This window comes from Chloroflexota bacterium, assembly GCA_016875535.1.
GTDB lineage: Bacteria > Chloroflexota > Dehalococcoidia > SHYB01 > SHYB01 > VGPF01.
This window is the reverse complement of sequence record VGPF01000002.1, coordinates 65,767-86,062: the sequence shown is the minus strand read 5'-3', so window position 1 is coordinate 86,062 and position 20,296 is coordinate 65,767. Positions and strand designations below refer to the sequence as shown.

Genomic DNA, 20,296 nt, shown 5'->3' with positions numbered 1-20,296 from the left:
TGGCTCTTTCTAGCACTATGCCTCGTCGTCGGCTTCGCGGGTGGACCAGGTGACGACCTTGCGCTGCTTGAGGTCGTTCATCTGCTGATCGCTGTAGCCGACCTCCTTGAGGAGCTGCTGCGTGTGCTCGCCGACGTAAATGGTGGGGCCGTGGACCGTCTCCTGGTCGGAGAAGGTCATGGGCGCGGAGTAGCGATGATAGACGTCCAGGGATGGGTGCTTGGTCTCCACCCACAGGCCGGCGCTGCGCATCTCCGGATCGGTATTTGAGAAATCGGCGAAGTCCTTGTCGCGCGCCTCGGCGCAGGCGACGCCATGCTCGGCGAGCATGACCTCCCACTGTGCGGCGGTGCGCTGGGCGAAGATGGGCGTCAGCTCTTTGACGAGGTCGGCGTCATGCTTACGGCGGGCCTCTTTGGCGGCGAAGCGCGGGTCCTTGGCCAGGGCCGTTTTGCCGATGGCTTCGCAGAGGTCATGCCACTCCTTCTCCGTGGGGCATGCGAGGAAGACCCAGCCCTGGGAGGCCTTGTAGAAGCGGTAGAGGGCGTTGAGGCCGTTGAGCTGCGGATCGGCCAGAGCGCGCTCGGGCTTGCCGGCATACTGGATCGCGTCATCGGCCTCTGCGTAGAGGCAGGAGCCGATCATGGTGGTCTCCAGGTACTGGCCTTTGCCGGTCTTTTCGCGGGCGTAGAGGCCCAGGAGGAGACCCGTGGCGACGCCGAGGGCGGATGAGACGTCCGGGTTGCCTTCGTTCGCCTGGAAGAGAGCGCTGCTCATCTCGCGGAGCTCTTTATAGACGAGTTTCTTATCGCGCGGGGGCGGCATGCCCTGGCCCGCCTGGTAGAGCGCGCCGCCGCAGATGGCGCCGGGGATGGGGTGCATGGCGGGGCGGTGGGCCATGGGGCCGGTGGAGCCGTAGGAGCCGGCGTAGAGGTAGACGAGGCGCGGGTTGAGGTTCTTGCACGTCTCATAGTCAATGCCCAGGCGCGGCGTGACGCCGGGGCGGAAGTTGTGCATCAGGATATCGGCTTTCTTGATGAAGGTATGGGCGATCTTCTGTCCTTCGGGCTGTTTGAGGTCCACGGCGATGCTGTTCTTGCCCTGCATGGGCTTGGTGGCAGTGTTGGCCCAGCGGCGGAAGGAATCGCCGTCCAGGGATTCGAACTTGATGATGCGCGCGCCGAGCTCGCCCAGGAGGGCGGTGCCGAAGGGCGCGGCGAACCAGGTGGCGAATTCGACGATGGTGACGCCTTCCAAGGGGCGTTTGGCCATCTTTCTGCCGTTGGCGAAGACCTTAGGCTTGCGCGCCTTGATGGAGTCCAGCACCTGCTGGGTGTGCTGGCCCAGGGCAGGGCTGGGGCCCTGTGGCTCCAGGGGGGTATCGGCGGCTTTGACGATGGGGCCGAGTTGGCGCGTCTTGCCGACGGCTGGGTCGAAGAGCTCGATGACGTTCCCGTTGTGGATGACCTGTGGGTGATCGAGGGCCTGCTGGGTGGTGCGGAAGGGCTCGCAGGCGGCGTCCACCTTGTTCACAAAGATATCCATCCACTCATCGGCGGTCTTCTCCTGCATGCGGGCGTGCATCTTTTCGTAGAGCTCTTCCATGTCCTTGCCGGGAGGGATATTCGGCAGTTTCAGGTAGCGCTCTTCGGCCAGGACTTCCGAAAGCTCCATGCCCACCAGGAAGTTTACAAAGAGATGAGACATGGAGTTGGAGCCCTGGAGCCAGACACCATCTTTGGTGCGGCCGACGAAGTATTGGGGCGTGGGAGAGCCGGTAACGAAGGCGGGCGGCAGCGCGGAGCGGCGCGCCGTCTGCCAGCCGAGCCAGCCCCAATCGTAGGCGAAGAGTCCCTGGGTGATGCTGGTCTCCACCTTCTGGCCCTTCCCGTACTTATCGCGGGCGTAAAGGGCGGCCATGACGCCCTGGATGGCGTGCATGGCGGCGCCATAGCTGCCGCACATGACGGCGGCGTAGCGGGGGCCGTCCTTGGGGAGCTGCTTATCGAAGGAGTGGATGCGGCCCGTCTTGGCGTTGACGATGGCGTCATAGCCCTTGAGGTGGGCGAGGCTTTTGAGGGGACCGAAGCCGGTGATCTTGCAGTAGACCAGGCCGGGGTTGGTCTTGGAGAGGGCGGCATAGTCTATGCCCAGGCGAGCATCGCCGTCCGGCATGCCGCTATAGACAACGACATCGGCGGTCTTGGCCAGGGATTGGAAAGCAGTTTTGCCTTGGGATGTCTTTAGATCCAGGATGGCGCTCTTCTTGCCGCGGTTCCACATGATAGAGGCGGGGTGGGAGCGGAAGCTATCGCCGGATGGCGGTTCGAGCTTGATGACCTCTGCCCCGGCATCGGCCAGCACCATGGTGGCAAGGCTGCCGGCCATGCCCTGGCTGACATCCAGCACCGTCAAACCTTCGCAGATCTTCGGCATCGTTTTCTCCTGATAGAAGCCTGGGGCGACCCATTGTGGCACACGGCTATTTCCCTTGCAACAGGTATAAGGCGTAACTATGATTGACTGACGGCAAGGCCCCCGCCTTCGGCGGCCGCCGAAAGGAGCGCTATGGAAGGTCACCACCTGGAGCTGACGCCTGACAAGCTGCGGTGGCGCTGCGACCAGAAGGCCTTTTCCTTCCGCTGCACGGACGAGCTGGTGCCGCTGCAGGAGTTCGTGGGGCAGGTGCGGGCGATCGGCGCCATCGAGTTCGGGTTGGGGGTGGAGCAGCCCGGGTACAACATCTTTGTCACCGGCCTGGGGGGGACGGGCAAGTCCACCATCGTGAAGCAGCACTTAGAGGACGTGGTGGCCAAGAAGATTGCGGCAGGGACGGCGGCTTCTCCTCCGGACTGGTGCTACCTCTTCAACTTTGCAGACACTGACAAGCCGAACATCGTGAAGCTGCCTGCGGGCAAGGGCCGCGAGTTCAAGGCAAAGCTCGAGCAGTTGGAAGACGACCTGCGGAAGCACGCCGCCGCCGCCTTCTCCAGCGAGGAGTACCAGGCGGAGCGGCGGGCGACGCTTGAGGGCGGGCAGACGAACCAGCGCCGCCTCTTTCAGGAGCTTGACCGGGAGGCGCGGGCGAAGGGCTTCACCGTTCAGCTGACGCCGATGGGCATCGCGCTGGTGCCGATGACGAAGGAGGGGCGCCCCGCGACTCCAGAGGAGTTCGCCCAGTTCCCGGACGAACTGAAGCGCGCCCTGGACGAGCGACGCAGGTCGTTGAGCGGGCTTGTGCAGCAGACGCTGGAGGGCGCCCAGCAGGTGGAGCGCGATGCGGGAGCCAGGCTGGAAGAGCTTGACCGGAAGGTGGCGGAGTTTTCCACTTCAGGCTCCTTCAAAGAGGTGGAGAAGGAGTTCGGCCAGTATGAAGAGGTGGGCGACTTTCTCAAACGCCTGCGGGAGTTCGTCCTTTCCCACATGGACGTCATCCGCGATGGGCAGGACGGCCAGCCCTCCTCGCCCATGCTGGAGGCGGCGCGAGCCGCCCGGGAGCGGGAGCTGCTCGTCCCCTTCGTGGTCAACGTCTTTGTGGATAACTCTGCCTCCAAGGGGCCGCCGATTGTCTCAGAGAGCAACCCCACATACGCCAACCTCTTCGGCAGGATAGACCGCAAGTTCCTGATGGGCGCCTATGTGACCGACCACACGCTTATCAAGCCGGGGGCCTTCCACCAGGCGAACGGCGGCTACCTGGTGCTCAACATGCGCCAGGTGCTGATGGCGCCGCTGGTGTGGGAGGCCTTCAAGCGCGTGGTGAAGAATAAGGAGGTGCGCTTGGAGGACCCCATGGATGCGATGGGGCTCATCGCGCCGCAGACCCTCCGCCCGGAGCCGATGCCCCTTGAGGTGAAGGTAGTGGTGACGGGGGATGCCTCGCTCTATCACCTGCTTGCCGCGTACGACGAAGACTTTTGGGAGACCTTCAAGGTCAGGGCGGACTTTGACTACCAGATCCCGCGCACGCTGAACAACTTAGATGCCTACGCCGGTTTTATCTGCAGCGCCTGCGAGAAGAACAAGTTGAAGCACCTTGATTCCTCGGGAGTGGCGAAGGTGGTGGAGTATGCGGCGCGCATCGTCTCCGACCAGACCAAACTTTCGACGCGCTTCGGCCTCCTGCTGGATGTGCTGATCGAGGCCGATTTCTGGGCGCGCAAGGACAACGCGGACGTGGTGAAGGCTGCGCACGTCCAGAAGGCGCTGGAGCAGAAGATCTTCCGATCCAACCTGGTGTCTGAGCGCATCCAGGAACTGATCCAGGAAGGGACGCTGATGGTGGATGTGACGAACAGCGAGGTGGGCCAGGTGAACGGGCTGGCCGTCTTTGACCTGGGCGATGTTTCCTTCGGCAAGCCCAGCCGCATCACGGCAAAGACCTTCCTTGGGCGCGGCGGTGTCATCAGCATAGACCGGGAAGCTAAGATGAGCGGCAAGACGTTCGATAAGGGGCTGCTGACGATCAGCGGCTACCTGGGATGGATGTATGCCCAGAAGCGCCCCCTCTCCATCTCTGCCACGGTGAGCTTTGAGCAATCGTATGAGGGGATTGACGGCGATAGCGCCTCTTCCACGGAGATCTACGCCATCCTCTCAAGCCTCTCCGGCGTTCCGCTCAAGCAGGGCATCGCCGTCACCGGCTCCGTGAACCAAAAGGGGGAGGTCCAGCCCATCGGCGGCGTGAACCAGAAGGTAGAGGGGCACTTTGACGTCTGCAAGGCTATCGGCCTCACAGGCAAGCAGGGCGTGATGATTCCCAAGCAGAACGTTCGCAACTTGATGTTGCGGGAGGATTTGGTGGAGGCGGCGGCGCAAGGCCAGTTCCACATCTATGCCGTCGGCACAATCGCCGAGGGGGTTGAGCTCTTGACTGGTCTTCCCTTTGGCGAGCGCGATGGGCAGGGCAACTTCCCGGAAGGCACCATCAATCATTTGGTGGAGAAGCGTCTGGAGGAGTTCGCGAAGGCGCAGGCTGCAGCGGCCAAGGCGGCAGGGGCGACAGGTCAGAGCGAGCAGGCAAAGGAAAACGGCTCGGCGAGGCCGGGCGCATAGCCGTTTCGGCGCTCCCGAGCGCTGGCATTACGCTTTCTATCGCCTTGTCTGGGGAGTGGCATTCCAGTCGCTGTGCCCGAAGCCGCCTGGAATCCCGGCTCTTCAGATGGAATACGCAACGAATTACCCGCTCCAGCCATGACGAATATTGACGAAATCAGGCCGTCCTGATTAAATATTCGTCGTTCTCCTTTCCCCCCCAAGAGGTTTGCCTTTGCCTCGAATATGCACGTCTAAAGGAGTCGCTCAATGAAGATTGACGAGACCGATCGCAAGATTATCAGTCTCCTTCAAGAGGATGCCCGCCAGTCCAATGCCGCCATCGCCCGGGACATCGGCGTGAGCGAGGCGACGATCCGCCGGCGCATCCGTATGCTGGTGGAGGATGGGACGCTCGCCATCCGCGCCGTGCCCAACCCGAACAAGTTCGGCCTGAACACCTCGGCGCTCATCGGCATAGACGTGCAGCCCGACCAGCTTGAGGACACGGCGAAGTCGCTCGAGGATAGGGAAGAGGTGCAGTACCTGGCCGTCTCCACTGGGCGCTACGACCTTATCTGCTTTGTCCTTGTGCACACGCTGGAGGACCTGCGCACCTTCCTGGAGAGCTATCTTTCCAAGGTGCCGGGCATCCGAAAGACGGAGACGCTTGTGGTGCTTGACGTAAAGAAGCGCGGGTCAGGCAGGATCGGGTAGCGCGTTCCTGGGGCATTTCCAGCGCTGCGCCATCGCCTGTTTGGCACGTCCAAGGGCGCATGCTATAATGCCTTCGAAAATAAAAACATAGAAGAAAGTAAAAGGTGCGGGGTCGTTGGATAAGGAAAAGAAGACAGCAGTCATCTCCCAGTTCCAGAAGCAGGCGAAGGATACGGGTTCTACAGAGGTTCAGGTCGCGTTACTGACGCACCGGATCAATCAGATCACCGAGCACCTCCGCGACCACAAGAAGGACCAGATCTCCAGACGCGGTCTCTTCACGCTTGTGGGACAGCGCCGTCGGTTGCTGAGCTATCTCCACCGAAGCGATGTAGATAAGTATCGGTCGGTAGTGCAGCAGTTGGGCCTTCGGAAGTAGACAAAGACCTCGCCATCGCGCGAGGTCTTTCGCTTTCTCCCACCGTCCTCTCCCCCTCGGCTCCCCGCACAAGAAAGGTTTTGCCCAATGTCTCGTGTTTTTGAACGTGAAATCGCAGGTAAGATTCTCCAGATCGAATCAGGCTCTCTTGCAGGCCAGGCCAACGGCGCAGTGACCGTCCGCTACGGCGATACCATCCTCCTGGTCACCGCAGTCGCCTCCGTCCAGCCGCGCCCCGGGATAGACTTCCTCCCGCTGACGGTGGACTATGAAGAGCGCCTCTACGCCGCCGGGAAGATCCCCGGCAGCTTCTTCCGCCGGGAGGGCCGCCCCACCCAAGACGCCATCCTGACGATGCGCTTGGTGGACCGCCCGCTCCGCCCACTCTTCCCCAAGGGCCTGCGGAACGATGTCCAGATCATCATCACCACCCTCTCCGCCGACCAGGAGAACGACCCGGACATCCTGGCGATCATCGGCGCCTCGGCCGCGCTCTCCATCTCGGACATCCCGTTCCACGGGCCCGTGAGCGGCGTGCGCATCGGCTATGTGAACCACCAGCTTGTGGTGAACCCCACCTACCAGCAGCTGGAGAACAGCCTGCTGGACATCGTGGTGGCCGGGACCAAGGACGCCATTGTGATGGTGGAGGCCGGGGCGAAGGAGGTCTCCGAGGAGATCCTGCTCCAGGCTCTGAAGATGGCCCAGATCGTGAACAAGGAAATCATCGAGCTCATCGAAGAGATGTCCAAGGCGATCGGCAGGGCCAAGTTCGCCTTTGGGGAAGAAAAGACCGCTCCCGAAGAGCTCCAGCGCATGGTGGCGGGGCACTTCGGCAACCGGCTGGACACCTTCATGTTCAAGCCGGTGACCAAGCAGGAGGAGATGCGGGGCCTGGCTGATCTGAAGGCCGATATCAAGGCCAAGATCGGCGACCAGTTCCCGTCGGAGCTGATTGACGAGGCCGTAGACGAGCAAGAAAAGACGGCGGTCCGCCGCTCCATCCTGGAGCGCGGCCTCCGGCCCGACGGCCGGAACACCAAGGAGATACGGCCCATCTCCTGCAAGGTGGGGCTCCTGCCGCGCACCCACGGCTCCGGACTCTTCAGCCGGGGCCAGACGCAGGTGCTGACCATCACCACGCTCGGCTCCATCGGCGAGAAGCAGAAGCTGGACAGCATCGGCGTGGAGGAGGAGAAGCGCTACCTCCACCATTACAACATGCCGCCCTTTTCGACTGGTGAGGCGAAGCGCATCGGCGGCTCCGGCCGCCGCGAGATCGGCCACGGGGCGCTGGCCGAGCGCGCCCTGCTGGCGGTGATCCCGAACGAAGAGGAGTTTCCCTACACCATCCGCCTCGTCTCCGAGGTGCTCAGCTCCAACGGCAGCACCTCCATGGCGAGCGTCTGCGGCAGCACCCTTTCCTTGATGGACGCCGGCGTGCCCATCAAGGCGCCTGTGGCGGGCATCGCCATGGGGCTCATCAAGGAGGGCGAGAAGTACAAGGTGCTGACGGACATCCAGGGCATCGAAGACCACCTGGGCGATATGGACTTCAAGGTGGCCGGCACGGCCAAGGGCGTCACGGCGCTGCAGATGGATATCAAGATCAAGGGCCTGACCATGGGCATCATGACGGAGGCTCTGGCCCAGGCCCATGAGGCCCGGATGTTCATCCTGGGCAAGATGCATGAGGCCATCGCCCAGCCGCGCACGGAGATGAGCAAGTACGCGCCGCGCATGACGCGCATCAGCATCAACCCGGAGAAGATCGGCGCGGTCATCGGCCCAGGCGGCAAGATGATCCGCTCCATCATCGAGCAGACGGGCGCATCCGTGGACATCGAGGACGACGGCACCGTCTTCATCGGCTCGCCGACGGAAGAGGGGACGCGCAAGGCCATCGAGATCATCCAAGGGCTCACCCGCGAGGTGGAGGTCGGCACGATCTACACCGGCAAGGTGACGCGCATCATGACCTTCGGCGCATTCGTGGAGATCCTGCCCGGCAAGGAGGGCTTGGTCCACGTGAGCGAGCTTTCCACCGAGCGGGTCAACCGCGTGGAAGATGTGGTGAAGGTGGGCGACGAGATCACGGTGATGGTGACGGAGATTGACCGGATGGGGCGCATCAACCTATCGAAGCGCGCCCTTTCAGAAGGCCTCCAAAGCTCCGGCGCGCGCGTGAGCGACGGCGGCCCCCGCGAGGATCGCGGCCCGCGGGAAGACCGCGGGCCCAGGCCCTACGGTGACCGCGGCCCGCGCCCCTACGGGGATCGCGGCCCCCGCGGCCCGCCGCGCGGCGATGGCGGCGGCAGGCCTCCCTTCCGCGATAGAGGCCCCCGCTAAAGAGAGTGCAAAAAGGCCCCCGGTTCTCGGGGGCCTTTTCTTTGGCTGCGGATCCTGAGGCTAGAGGCCGCAGGTGAACGGTATTTCGATGAGCCGCGTATCGGCCGGGGCATCCTCGGCGCGCTCGAGGTCGCGGTCAAAGAGGCGCGTGAGGGAGTTGCCCGCCAGGTCTTCCAGTCGTGGGTCTACCACAAGCGTGTAGCGGCCTTTTGCCCATGGACGTTCCGGCTCAAAGCGCCAGGACTGTTCGCGCGGGCCGATGGCGCTGTGACCGGGGAGGCTCTTCCCGGCGCCATCGCGCACCCAGAGGCAGTGCTGAAGGAGGGCGTGGTCGAGCGGGCGATCGAAGTCCACGACGAGGGCTTCCTTGGAACCGGCCTTTGGCGGGCGGATGCGCCAGGCCTTGGGGTCAACACGGAGGCGAAGGGCCGCGCCCACGGCGTAGCCTCGCTCCGCCGCCGCCTGGAGAGGCATGCCGGAGGCATCCCGGAAGGATGTGTCTATAGCCAATGTGATGGGAACGCCTTCGATTAATGGGTAGCCCGACTCTTCATGCGGGGCGAGGCCGCGCTTGATGCGGCCGGGGTCCAGGAGGAGGGTGAGGCGGCGGCGCTCAGGGTCCCATAGCTCGTCCATGACGACAAAGACGTCTTCCAGCGTCGTCCCGGTGTCCGCGCGGCGGACATGGACGGAGCGGAGGGCCTTCCCCTCGCTCATAGGGTTAGAGAAGTGGATATAGAACTTAAGCAGGTTAAAGGGCACTTCTTCAGCGGTGGGGTAGATGGCAAGAACACGGGTTGTGGGCGCGCCGCTGGGGGCTGGACGCCGGATGCGCCACTCTTCAAAGCCGGGGCCGCTTTCCCGGCGGACGAGGAGGGAGTAGCTCAGGCCATCCAGGAAGGGGAAGCGCGGGGTGAAGCGCAGGCTATCGCCGATGATGGCGAAGCGGCCCGCGAGGGGCTGGAGGGAGCCGAAGGATGCCATGGCGGCGACGAGTTCAGAGGGCAGGATGGCGAGGCGATGGCTCAGGTCATCGTCGCCGCCGCGCTGGAAGGCGCGCAGCTCCTCGGCCGTCCAGCCGCGCACCTCAAGAGAGACGAGGCCTTCGCGCTCCGACCAGGCTAGCTGAAGGGCGCGCGGCTCGCTCAAAGGTCTGCGGCGCGGTAGGTGCGCAGGTGGATGCTTCCGGAGGCCTCCTGCTGCAGCATCACCACATGCCCGGAATCCAGGTTCGCCATGCGGGTGACGCCCTGATGCGGCAGGTCCTTGCGCGGCACGCCCAGGGGCTCCTTGGGCTGGGTGAGCGCCTCCTGGCGCTCCACGTCCTTGCCCGCGATCTTCATGAGCGGGTGGCGGGCGTTGGAGACGAGGAGGAACTCTTCGCCGTTCAGCTTGTAGGAGACCATATCGAGCGGGGTGTTGCGCGCGCCGAGCTCGGCCACGGTCTTGCCCTTGATCTGCGCCCCGGGTGCGACGTCCTTCACCGGGATGTGGACGATGGGCGTGCAGGTGTAGCTGGCGAGGATGCTCTTGTTCCCGGCGAAGGGGACAAAGTTGCGGATGGGCGAAGCCGTCTCATACTTGCCGTGGGAGACGTGAAAGATTTCAACGGTGTGCATCTCCGTCTTGCCGCTGAAGGGGAAGGGGATGCGGCGGAGGGCGGAGGTGAACTCCTCATTGCAAGCCCCTGCCACGATGAGGACGCCATCCACATAGGCCAGGTCGGTCACGGTGACGGTGCGGAGCTTTTCCCGCGCCAGCCGCAGGTTGCCTCCCGGTAGGACCCGCAACTCGCCCTCCTTGCTGGAATCGGGCACGACGCGGCCATCCAAGCGAGGGTCGTCTTCCGAAGGGGCCTTTTCCACTGCCGTTTGCGCGAAGGGGATGCTTTCGAAGCTGACGGCGGAGAGGGCGCCGTTGGCGGTGAGCTTTACCAGGACGGGGATGGCGGAAGCGCCGCTCCCTCGCATGACAGAGAGGTAGAGGTTCTGGGAGGCCTTGTGGACGGCCACGTCACGGATGGTGAGGTCGTCCCGGGAGCAGCCGAGGTAAGCGGCCAGCCGGGTATCGAGATTCTCCACGTTGACGGGGCGGGTGAAATGGGCGACATCCGTATCGCGAACATCGAAGGCGAAGATCTTCGCGCCGGAGTTATCAGCCGCGAAGAGGATGCTTTCCGGGCCGAAGGCGATGGGGCCGATGGACCTGATCTCCGGCTTGCCTGTGTGTAATCCGTATTTTCCCGTGCTGACCGCGGAACTCATAGGGGCCTCCTCCGCCGTGGCTGTGGTGATGCTCAGGGGTACAGTAGCACCTTCGTCAACCCCCTTTCGATCCCTTTTCTTGCGCTATAATGTTCTCTCGATTCGCATAAGGAATGCTCCCCATGTCCCCGGTCACTGTCATCGTCAACGGCGCTCTCGGCAAGATGGGTCAGACCATGTGCGCCGGCCTCGGCAAAGGGCCTGACACCGCCGTTGTCGGCGGGGCTGACGTCATGGCCAAGAGCGAGCGGGTCATGATCCCCGGCCTTCCCGGCGAGCTGCCTCTGGCCCGCTCCGTGGACGAGCTGCTGGGGAAGGTGAAGGCCTCCGTGCTGGTGGACTTCTCCACCGCCGATGCGGTGCTTCCCGCCGTGCGCGCCGCCGCGCAAAAGGGTGTTTCCTTCGTGGTGGGCACCACGGGGCTCTCCGATGCGACGCTGAAAGAGCTGGAGGCCATCTCGGCAAAGCACAAGGTGGGCGGCATGGCCGCCTCCAACTTCGCCTTGGGCGCGGTGGTCATGATGCACCTGGCCCAGCTTGCCGCCAAGCACTTCGACTATGCCGAGATCATCGAGACGCACCACGAGACGAAGATTGACGCGCCGTCCGGGACGGCGAAGACGACGGCGGAGATGATGTCGCGCGCCAGGGGCAAGCCGTTCAAGCGCAATACGCCGGAGAAAGTGGCGATCCAGCACACCCGCGACGGCCAGCTGGACGGCGTCACGATCCACAGCGTGCGCCTGCCGGGGACGATGGCCCACCAGGAGGTCATCTTCGGCCACCTGGGACAGACGCTCTCCATCCGCCACGATACCATCAACCGCGATTGCTACGTGCCCGGTGTTCTGCTGGCCGTGAAGCACGTCGCCGCCAACAAAGGCTTCCTATTCGGCTTGGACCGCCTGCTCGGTCTCTAGGAGTTTGCGATGAGTGTTGTCGTTTCCCTGGTCGGCGCTACGGGCGCAGTCGGCGCGCAGTTCCTCAAGGTTCTGGAGCAGCGCAAGTTTCCCATGCGGAAGCTGCGGCTCTACGCCACACAGCGCTCGGCGGGCAAAAAGCTGCGTTTCCGGGGTGAGGAGATCACCGTTGAGGAGACGGACCCCGCCAAGGCCTTCCTGGGCGCGGACATCGCCTTCATCTCGGCCACCACGGCCGCCTCTGTGGATTACTGCCCCGCAGCCGCGCGGGTGGGCGCAGTGGCGATTGACGATAGCTCGGCCTTCCGCCTCGACCCCAAGGTGCCGCTGGTGGTGCCGGAGATCAACGCAAGCGAGCTGCAGAACCACCACGGCATCGTCTCCACGCCCAACTGCACCACCGTGCCGCTGGCGATGGTGCTCCACGCCCTGCGCCAGGCAAGCCCCATCAAGCGCATCGTGGTGGACACCTACCAGGCCGTCTCCGGCACGGGCTCGGCCGCCGTGCGCGAGCTGACGGACCAGACGCGCGCTGCCCTTGCCGGCGGGAAGATCGAAACGTCGGTCTACCCGCACCAGATCGCCTTCAACCTCATCCCCCAGGTGGACACCTTCCGGGACGACGGCTACACCAAGGAAGAGTGGAAGATGCAGGAAGAGACGCGGAAGATCCTGGGCCTGCCCGGACTGCCCTTCTCCGCCACCTGCGTCCGCGTGCCCGTCTACCAGGCACACAGCATGGCCGTCCACATTGACTTCGAGCGCCCCGTGGAGCCGAAGCAGGCGCGGGTCCTCCTTTCGGAGATGCCCGGCGTGAAGCTGGCGGACGACCCGGTAAAGGGCCTCTACCCTCTGCCCATCCAGGCGGCGGAGACGGACGATGTGTACGTGGGGCGCATCCGCAAGGACAGCTCCAACCCCACGGGGCTTGCGCTTTGGCTGGCAACTGATAACCTTCGCAAAGGCGCGGCGCTGAACGCTGTGCAGATCGCCGAAGAGCTGGTGCGCCGCAATCTCCTCGGCAAGCGATAGGGGTTCGGAGCCTCCATGCGCGAGATAGGCCGCCTGATCACCGCGATGGTGACGCCCTTCGATAGGAAGGGGCAGGTGGACTACGCCCAAGCGAAGCGGCTGGCGAAGGCCCTCATCGCCGCCGGGAGCGACGGCCTGGTGGTCTCCGGCACCACGGGCGAATCGCCCACGCTCTCCAAGGACGAGAAGCTGAAGCTCTTTGCCGCCGTGCGCCAGGCCATCGGCAAGAAGGCCGCGCTCATCGCGGGCACGGGCTCCAACAATACTCAAGAGAGCATCGAGTTCACGCGCAAGGTGGAGAAGCAGGGCGCGGCCGATGCGGTCTTGCTCGTCGTCCCCTACTACAACAGGACGACGCAGGACGGTCTCTACGCCCACTTCAAGGCCATAGCGGAGAGCACCAAGCTCCCCTGCATCCTCTATAACGTGCCCACTCGCACCGTCACCAACATGGCGCCGGAGACAACGATACGCCTGAGCGCCATCCCCAATATCATCGGCGTCAAAGAGGCCGCTCCCGATGTCAAGCAGGCCGAGGCGATCATCAAGGGCGTCACCCGCAAGGACTTCCGCGTCTGGAGCGGCGACGACGGAAACACCCACGCCATCGTCGCGGCGGGCGGCTACGGCGTCATTGCCGTCGCCTCGCACCTGGCGGGCAGGCAGATGAAGGAGATGATCGAGCGGGATGCGAAGGGCGATAATGCCGGCGCCCAGGCGATCCACGACCGCCTATCGCCGATCTTCAAGGACCTCTACGTGGTCCCGAATCCCATCCCCATCAAGTACGCGCTGAACTACCTGGGCTTCAGCGTTGGCGGGCTGCGGCTGCCGCTCGTTGCGATAGACGAGAAGAGCGCGGCAACGGTGCGCGCGGCCCTGGCGAAGGTGACGATAGACCTGCCGGTGAAGAAGAAGGCCTAGCGGAGCTTCTGCTTTCCCTTCACCGTCACCAGCGGCGCGACTTCGATAGTTTCCTCGCGGCGCGGGCCGATGGAGATGAGCTTCATGGGCACGCCCACGAGCGCTTCCAGGCGCTTCACGTAGGCCTTGGCGTTCTTGGGCAGCTTCTTGAACTCCCGCAGGTGGGAGGTCGGCTCCATCCAGCCGGGCAGCTCTTCATAGACGGGTTTGCAGAGGCGCAGGTGGTGCTGGTTCGCCGGGAAGTGCGGGACCTTCTTGCCCTCCATCGTGTAGCCCACGCAGACCTTCACGGAGGTGAAATCGTCCAGGACGTCCAGGCGGGTGATGGCCCCGGCGGTCATGCCGTTGACGCGTGCGCTGTACTTCCCGGCCACGGCATCGAACCAGCCGCAGCGGCGCGGGCGGCCCGTCGTCGTGCCGAACTCGTGGGCGCGCTCGCGGATGCGGTTGCCCGTGGCGTCCAGCAGCTCTGTGGGGAATGGCCCGGTGCCCACGCGCGTGGTATAGGCCTTGAAGATGCCGAGGACGCATTCGATGGCGCGCGGGCGCAGGCCCGCGCCGGGGTAGACGCCGGCGGCGATGGTGGACGATGAGGTGACGAAGGGGTAGGTGCCGAACTCCACATCCAGCAAGGCGCCCTGAGCGCCTTCAAAGATGACGGTCTTGCCCTTGTCCAGGGCATCGTTGATCAGGTCTTCCGTGGGGCAGATGTACTTCTCCAGCCGCCGGCCTAACGTGCGGCACCAGGAGTAGAGGGCCTCGTAGGAGACGGGCTTTTCGCCGAAGTGCCGGAGCTGCGTGTTCTTGGCCTCCACCGCCTGACCCAGCCGGGAGGCGAGCTGGTCGGCGTCCAGGAGGTCGCCGACGCGGATGCCGATGCGCCCCACCTTGTCCTGGTACATGGGGCCGATGCCGCGCTTGGTGGTGCCGATGGCCTCATCGCCGCGGGCCTTCTCTTCCAAGCCGTCCAGCTGGATGTGGTAGGGGAGCACCACGTGGGCCTTATCGCTGATGCGGAGGCGGCTCATGGCAATGCCGCTCTTCTCCAGGCTCTCCACCTCTTTGCTCAGCGATTCCAAGTTCACGGCCACGCCGTTGGCGATGACGCAGGTGACGCCCTTGGTGAAGATGCCGGAAGGCACAAGGTGCAGGCCGAACTTGCCGTGGTCGTTGATGACGGTATGCCCGGCGTTATCGCCCCCGGCGTAACGGACGACCATGGAGGCCTGCCGGGCCACCATGTCTACGATCTTGCCTTTTCCTTCATCGCCCCAGTGGGCGCCGACGACGACTATTGCAGGCATGCGTTCACCACGGTCAACGTTCGATGGGCAGGCGAAAGTATATCAAAGGGGCGCGTGGGCTGAAAGGTGCGACACACCCAAAATCCAGGTTCGCGGGGCGGTTACGTGGTCTTGGAGCGGAGGACGGCGGGAGTCGTCGGCCAATCGCTGCCGCCGCGCGGCTCCAGCGAGACGATGTAGGTGTAGTAGGGGGCGGCCGTGTAGGGCATCTGGAAGGGCCAGGCGGCATAGCCGTCCGCGATGGTGCGGAAGGTACCCAAGCTCACAACCTTGCGCTCGGAGGTGACCAGCCAGAGCTGGTAGGTGTAGCCGTCCTGCGGGGGCTTGAGGCCGGTCACCATCATCATGGCGCGGAGGGTGGAATCGTCCAGGAAGAGGCTGGCCTTGATGGTGGGCGAACCGTCCGTGCCGTCAAAGCGGACGGCCCTGATCTCCGGCGCGGTGGCGAAGGCGAGGGCGTCCCACTGCCGCCGCACGATACTGGCGAGCTGGGCATTCTCTTCCTTGACGCCGCTGACGCTCGTGGAAACGGTCGCATTCTGGGCTTCCAGGTCCTCCACTCGGGCGGTCATCTCCAAATTCTCGCTGGAGAGGTCGTTCAGGCGGACCGTCTGGGTGATGCTCCAGGCGATGAGGAAGACGATGGCGGCGACGATGGCCGTCCCGAAGACGAAGGGGCGGTTGCCAAAGAGGCCGAACCAACCTGAGCCTTTGTTGCCGCCGCCGCTGCCCTCGGCCTGCGCGACCACGGGCTCGGCCTCTTCGGCCTCGAACTCGTCCACGCGCGCCATCAGCCGTCCTTTGAGCGCGGGCGGCGGCTCGGTAAGCTTCACGGCCTCAGGCAGGCGGCTCACGATAGCCCGGTCCTGCTCCAGGGATAAACGGCAAGCAAGGCACCCCCTCCAGGTGCTCTTCAATTGTCGCCTTCTCCGCCTCATCCAGCGCCCCAAGGGCGTAGGAGGCGGAGATCTCAACAGCCTCGTCGCACGTGATAGCCATATGTATTTCTATACCGCCAACAGGTCCCGCATCTTCTGCAGTCCAAGTCGCATGCGCGTCTTGATGGTTCCGAGGGGCGTCGCCAGCACGTTCGAGATTTCGGATTGGGTCAAGGCCTGGAAATAAGCCATGGTGATGACCTGGCGCTGCGCCGGGGGGAGCTTGCTCATGGCCTGGACGATGGCCTCCCGGTCCAGCTTGGCAAAGACCTCGTCTGTGACCTCTTCTTCGTTTCCTTTCGGCTCGTGCGTCAGGTCCTCTATGGGCACGGTGGGTAGCTTGGCCCGGCGACGCCGCCTTCGCAGCTCGTCTATGCAGCGGTTGTGCGCGATACTCATCAGCCACGAAGAGAAGGCCCCCCGGTCGTTTTTGTACGACCCTCCTCGCGACCACACGGTCATGAAAACGTCTTGCACGATCTCTTCCGCCAGGCTCTGGTTCTCCACCATGCGCAGGGAGAGGGAGAAGACCTGCCGCACGAAGCGGTCATAGAGAGCCGAAAGAGCCTCTCGATCCTTCCGCAATATGAAGCCGAGGAGTTCGTTGTCGCTCAGCTGGGTGTAGTCTCGCGGGGCCGGCTTCATTGCCGCCTCCCTTTCCCGGAGTCCCATATTGATACTACGCAGGCATTGTACCGCCGGATTGATGCCGCTGCGGCAACGCGCAATGATTATACATAACTCTTTTCAACAGATTTGGGCTGTGCCGTTTTGTTTGACGGAAAGTGTATGAAAACGGTACAATTTTCCAGATTTGCTCGTAGGAAGGCCCCCCTGCGCCGTGATCTTTGACACCCACGTCCACACCGTTAAAGGCGGTCCCGATAGTAATCTCTCTCCAGAAGAGCTGGTGACAGAGGCGCGTCGCCTTGGCCTTGGCGGGGTCTGCCTCACGGAGCACGGCGGCGGTTGGGATAAGTGGGACTTCCAACGCTTCGCCGCCCAGCACCCGGACCTGTTGCTTATCCGCGCCCTTGAAGTGGACACGGATATGGGCCACATCATCGTCTATGGGCTGGATAGCTATATCAGCGGCATCCATCGCATCGAGCACCTGCGGAAGGTGGTCCAGGAGATCGGCGGCTTTATGGTGGCTGTCCACCCATTCCGCCGCTTCTTTGAGAAGCCGCCGTTGAACAAGTCGCTCCTCTTCAAGTACCCCGTTCCACTTGAGGATGCCGTCCAGCACCGCGTCTTCAGCCTAACGGACGCCGTGGAGATCGTGAACGGGGCCTGCACGCTGAAGGAGAACGATTTTGCCCTACAGACAGCGAATAAGCTGGGCAAGCCGACCCTGGGGGGCAGCGACGCCCACTCCACCCACGGCTTCGCTAGCGGCGCTACCGTCTTCGAACGGGATATCCGCTCCCAGGAAGAGTTCATCCACGAGCTGAAGGCCGGACGCTTTCACGCCACCGACGGCCTCTTGAACGGCCACACCAAGCCCTTTGGCCCCTCGGCCAACTAGAGCGCCGTTGGCCCTCCAGTGACGCCACCCGCCGCCTCAGGCCACCCTTCCGTCCCAGACATCACCTGGGTCTCCCTTGACCTGGAGACCACGGGTCTGAGCGTTGAGACCGATGAGATCATCGAAGTGGGGGCGGTGAAGTACCACGGCGATAGGCGCGTGGAGTCCCTGAGCCAGCTGGTCAACCCCAAGCGCCCCCTCACGCAGTTCATCCAATCCCTCACGGGCATCACGGATGCCGAACTCTCTACCGCGCCGGCCTTTAGCGAAGTGGCGCCGAAGCTTGTGGCCTTTGTTGGCGTGAGCCCCGTCATCGGCCACAACATCCCCTTCGATCTGGGCTTTCTCCAACGGAAGGGCGTCCGCTTCGCCAGCCCCACCTACGATACGTGGGACCTGGCTTCCGCCTTCTTGCCGCGCCTTGGCGGCTACACCCTCACGGGCATCGCGCGGCACTTCGGCATCACACACCAGCATGCCCACCGCGCCGTCCATGACGCCGAGACGACGATGGGAATCTTCCTCCGCCTTATCCAGCTCCTTCGCAGCCTGCCGTCTGATGTGCAAGCGGAAATCATGCGCATAGCCGAACGGAGCGATTGGCCTCTCCGCCTCCTCTTCCGGGACGTCTTTGGCCCGGGCTATCGCCCCGTCTACGCGAGCGAGCCCGGCTTTGAGGGGCTTGTGGTGGGCGATATGAAGGCCCGGCTCGCCGTGGAGGAGACGGCCCCCGCGCCCAAGTCCGGCATGGCCTTTGACCCTGAAGCGGTGGCAAACCTCCTTGCCACCGATGGCCCCCTGGCACGCACCATCGCGCAGTACGAGGCGCGCCCCCAGCAGGTGGCGATGGCGAAGGCCGCGGGCAAGGCCCTTGCCGAAAATGGGAGGCTCATCGTGGAGGCGGGCACCGGCACGGGAAAGTCCATCGCCTATCTTCTGCCTTCCGCCGTCTTCTCCCTGCGGACCGGCCAACCGGTGGTCGTCTCCACCAACACCATCAACCTTCAGGAGCAGCTGCTCTTCAAGGACATCCCCGGCACCTTGGAGGCCTTGACCGTCTCTGGGGAGCCGAATGTGGACAGCTTCCGCGTCGCCCTGCTGAAGGGCCGTTCCAACTACATCTGCATGCGCCGCTGGGCCGGGCTCAAGCAATCGCCGAACCTCTCCGCTGTGGAGGCGCGCATCCTGGTGAAGCTCCTCATCTGGCTCCGGGAGACGGCTGATGGCGATAAGGGCGAGATCAACCTCACGCCGCAGGAACAGCCCGTCTGGAGCCGCCTCTCCGCCGAGAGCTTTGATGGCGGCACGGGGCCCTGCCCCTTCGTGAAGCGCGGCCTCTGCTTCTACGATGCCGCGCGCCGTCGCGCCGAGCAGGCCAACCTCATCGTGGTCAACCATGCCCTCCTCGCCCTCGATGCCGTCCACGAAGGGCTCCTGCCCCATTCCACCCGCCTCATCATTGACGAAGCGCACAATCTGGAAGAGGTCGTCACCGACCAGTGGGGCTTGGAGATTGATGAAGGCACCATCGCCGACCTCGTCGAAGAGATCATCGGCAGCTCCGCGCCCCAGCGTGACAAAGGGCCGGGCCTCCTTGCGCCCGTTCTGGCCCTCACGCGCGGGCTTCTGGGCGCGAGCGAGAAGGGGAAGGAGCTGAAGCTCCTGCTGGAAGAGGTGCAGACGGACGCCCTTCAGTGTCAGGGCAAGGTCACGGGACTCTTCCGCCTCATCAGCGCCTTCTCCCTCCACCAGGCGGAAAGGAGCACCTACGATGCCGCCGTGCGCCTCACCAAGGCGGCCCGAGGCAGGCCGGAATGGGCGAAGATCGAGATCGCGTGGGAGGATGTGAACATCCTGCTGGAAAAGATGATGAAGGGCCTGGAGCGGCTCGACTCCATGGTGGGACGCTTGGCCCTTGGCGAGCTGACGAACCGCGATGAGTTCCGGCTGGAGCTGCTGACGGTGGTGAACGGCCTGCGCCAGGTGAAAGAGAGCCTCGCGAACGCCGTCGTCCAGCCGCGCGCGAGCCAAGTCTACTGGGTGGTGGTCAACTCCAAGGATGGCAACGTCGCAATCCACAGCGCGCCGCTCCACGTGGGGGCGGAGCTGAACGAGCGGCTCTTTGACGATAAGGAGACCCTTGTCCTCACCAGCGCCACCCTGGCCGTGGGCGGCAAGATGGCCTATGTGAAGGGCCGCTTGGGCCTGGACGATGCCGACGAGTTGACGCTGGGCTCGCCCTTCGATTATCCCAAGCTCGCCTTGGCCTACACGCCCGATGACGTGCCGGAGCCCTCCCAGCCGGGCTACCAGGCCGCCCTGGAAAAGGTCATCGCGGAGGTCGCCCGCGCCGCCAAGGGCCGCACGATGGTGCTCTTCACCAGCTGGGCGCCGCTCCGCGCCGCCCGCTCGCGCCTGCCCGCCGCCCTCGCCGCCGATGGCGTCACCGTCATCGCCCAGGGGGCCGATGGCTCGCCTCGCCAGCTCACCGAGCAGTTCAAGACCACTTCCAAGTGCCTCCTCCTAGCCACCGGCAGCTTTTGGGAGGGCGTGGACATCGCCGGCGATGCCTTGAGCGTTCTCGTTATAGCCCGCCTCCCGTTCAACGTGCCCACGGACCCGGTCTTCGCCGCCCGCTCCGAGCAGTTCGAAGATGCCTTCAGCCAGTACGCCGTGCCCCAGGCCGTCCTGCGCTTCAAGCAGGGCTTTGGGCGGCTCATCCGCCGCAAGACGGATCGGGGGGTCCTTGTTGTGCTGGACAAGCGTATCCTCAATGCGCGCTACGGCGCGGCCTTCTTCGGCTCCATCCCGCCCTGCACGCGAAAGTCCGGCCCTTCGGCCAATCTGCCCGCTGAGATCGTCGGCTGGCTTGGCCGGACCCAAGGGTAACCTGCGGAGGCTGGCCTG

General features: G+C 64.1%; 15 protein-coding genes. 9 read left to right on the top strand and 6 right to left on the bottom strand.

Annotation, left to right across the window (positions count from 1 at the left end; all coding sequences use genetic code 11):
• Positions 1-15: 15 nt before the first annotated feature.
• A complete protein-coding gene (locus tag FJ039_01230; GenBank protein ID MBM4404798.1) occupies positions 16-2,436 on the bottom strand; it encodes a CoA transferase in 2,421 nt (806 codons plus the stop codon).
• Between the two features lie 132 nt (positions 2,437-2,568).
• Between FJ039_01230 and FJ039_01225 the strand changes: the two genes are divergently transcribed.
• From FJ039_01225 to FJ039_01210, 4 genes are all read left to right on the top strand, one after another.
• Positions 2,569-5,055: a hypothetical protein gene (locus tag FJ039_01225; GenBank protein MBM4404797.1), complete on the top strand. Its 2,487-nt coding sequence runs from the start codon at positions 2,569-2,571 to the stop codon at positions 5,053-5,055.
• 249 nt (positions 5,056-5,304) lie between these two features.
• A complete protein-coding gene (locus tag FJ039_01220) occupies positions 5,305-5,751 on the top strand; it encodes an Lrp/AsnC family transcriptional regulator (GenBank protein MBM4404796.1) in 447 nt (148 codons plus the stop codon).
• Positions 5,752-5,866: 115 nt separating this feature from the next.
• A complete protein-coding gene (gene rpsO, locus FJ039_01215) occupies positions 5,867-6,130 on the top strand; it encodes a 30S ribosomal protein S15 (GenBank protein ID MBM4404795.1) in 264 nt (87 codons plus the stop codon).
• An 87-nt stretch (positions 6,131-6,217) separates the two neighbouring features.
• Positions 6,218-8,479, top strand: coding sequence for a polyribonucleotide nucleotidyltransferase (locus FJ039_01210; protein ID MBM4404794.1), 2,262 nt, complete (start codon positions 6,218-6,220; stop codon positions 8,477-8,479).
• Between the two features lie 60 nt (positions 8,480-8,539).
• Here FJ039_01210 and FJ039_01205 read toward each other — a convergent pair whose 3' ends face one another.
• A complete protein-coding gene (locus tag FJ039_01205; GenBank protein ID MBM4404793.1) occupies positions 8,540-9,628 on the bottom strand; it encodes a hypothetical protein in 1,089 nt (362 codons plus the stop codon).
• Complete coding sequence (locus FJ039_01200) at positions 9,625-10,743, bottom strand: hypothetical protein (GenBank protein MBM4404792.1); 1,119 nt, start codon at positions 10,741-10,743, stop codon at positions 9,625-9,627. The genes FJ039_01205 and FJ039_01200 overlap by 4 nt, the downstream gene beginning before the upstream one ends.
• 122 nt (positions 10,744-10,865) lie before the next feature.
• Between FJ039_01200 and FJ039_01195 the strand changes: the two genes are divergently transcribed.
• From FJ039_01195 to dapA, 3 genes are read left to right on the top strand one after another with little or no spacing between them, the layout of a single operon-like run.
• On the top strand, positions 10,866-11,663 hold the full coding sequence (locus FJ039_01195) for a 4-hydroxy-tetrahydrodipicolinate reductase (GenBank protein MBM4404791.1): 798 nt from the start codon (positions 10,866-10,868) through the stop codon (positions 11,661-11,663).
• A gap of 9 nt (positions 11,664-11,672) precedes the next feature.
• Positions 11,673-12,695, top strand: coding sequence for an aspartate-semialdehyde dehydrogenase (locus FJ039_01190; GenBank protein MBM4404790.1), 1,023 nt, complete (start codon positions 11,673-11,675; stop codon positions 12,693-12,695).
• Between the two features lie 15 nt (positions 12,696-12,710).
• Positions 12,711-13,619: a 4-hydroxy-tetrahydrodipicolinate synthase gene (gene dapA, locus FJ039_01185; protein MBM4404789.1), complete on the top strand. Its 909-nt coding sequence runs from the start codon at positions 12,711-12,713 to the stop codon at positions 13,617-13,619.
• Here dapA and FJ039_01180 read toward each other — a convergent pair.
• The 3 genes from FJ039_01180 to FJ039_01170 form a co-directional block, all read right to left on the bottom strand.
• On the bottom strand, positions 13,616-14,923 hold the full coding sequence (locus FJ039_01180; protein MBM4404788.1) for an adenylosuccinate synthase: 1,308 nt from the start codon (positions 14,921-14,923) through the stop codon (positions 13,616-13,618). The genes dapA and FJ039_01180 overlap by 4 nt on opposite strands.
• A 101-nt stretch (positions 14,924-15,024) precedes the next feature.
• Positions 15,025-15,861, bottom strand: a complete 837-nt coding sequence (locus FJ039_01175; protein MBM4404787.1) for an anti-sigma factor — start codon at positions 15,859-15,861, stop codon at positions 15,025-15,027.
• A 69-nt stretch (positions 15,862-15,930) separates the two neighbouring features.
• Positions 15,931-16,533, bottom strand: a complete 603-nt coding sequence (locus tag FJ039_01170; protein MBM4404786.1) for a sigma-70 family RNA polymerase sigma factor — start codon at positions 16,531-16,533, stop codon at positions 15,931-15,933.
• A 169-nt stretch (positions 16,534-16,702) separates the two neighbouring features.
• Here FJ039_01170 and FJ039_01165 point away from each other — a divergent pair, with 169 nt between their 5' ends.
• Positions 16,703-17,389 (top strand): hypothetical protein, encoded by a 687-nt coding sequence (locus tag FJ039_01165; protein MBM4404785.1) that lies wholly within the window; start codon positions 16,703-16,705, stop codon positions 17,387-17,389.
• A gap of 18 nt (positions 17,390-17,407) precedes the next feature.
• Positions 17,408-20,278: a hypothetical protein gene (locus FJ039_01160; protein MBM4404784.1), complete on the top strand. Its 2,871-nt coding sequence runs from the start codon at positions 17,408-17,410 to the stop codon at positions 20,276-20,278.
• The last annotated feature ends 18 nt before the right edge of the window (positions 20,279-20,296 follow it).

Bases quoted from the DNA above. Each gene is read 5' to 3' on its own strand.
- FJ039_01190 (MBM4404790.1), top strand. From the start codon at position 11,673: ATGAGTGTTGTCGTTTCCCTGGTCGGCGCTACGGGCGCAGTCGGCGCG.
- FJ039_01230 (MBM4404798.1), bottom strand. From the start codon at position 2,436: ATGCCGAAGATCTGCGAAGGTTTGACGGTGCTGGATGTCAGCCAGGGC.
- FJ039_01225 (MBM4404797.1), top strand. From the start codon at position 2,569: ATGGAAGGTCACCACCTGGAGCTGACGCCTGACAAGCTGCGGTGGCGC.
- FJ039_01220 (MBM4404796.1), top strand. From the start codon at position 5,305: ATGAAGATTGACGAGACCGATCGCAAGATTATCAGTCTCCTTCAAGAG.
- FJ039_01200 (MBM4404792.1), bottom strand. From the start codon at position 10,743: ATGAGTTCCGCGGTCAGCACGGGAAAATACGGATTACACACAGGCAAG.
- FJ039_01210 (MBM4404794.1), top strand. From the start codon at position 6,218: ATGTCTCGTGTTTTTGAACGTGAAATCGCAGGTAAGATTCTCCAGATC.
- FJ039_01175 (MBM4404787.1), bottom strand. From the start codon at position 15,861: ATGAGGCGGAGAAGGCGACAATTGAAGAGCACCTGGAGGGGGTGCCTT.
- FJ039_01170 (MBM4404786.1), bottom strand. From the start codon at position 16,533: ATGGGACTCCGGGAAAGGGAGGCGGCAATGAAGCCGGCCCCGCGAGAC.
- FJ039_01180 (MBM4404788.1), bottom strand. From the start codon at position 14,923: ATGCCTGCAATAGTCGTCGTCGGCGCCCACTGGGGCGATGAAGGAAAA.
- FJ039_01195 (MBM4404791.1), top strand. From the start codon at position 10,866: ATGTCCCCGGTCACTGTCATCGTCAACGGCGCTCTCGGCAAGATGGGT.
- dapA (MBM4404789.1), top strand. From the start codon at position 12,711: ATGCGCGAGATAGGCCGCCTGATCACCGCGATGGTGACGCCCTTCGAT.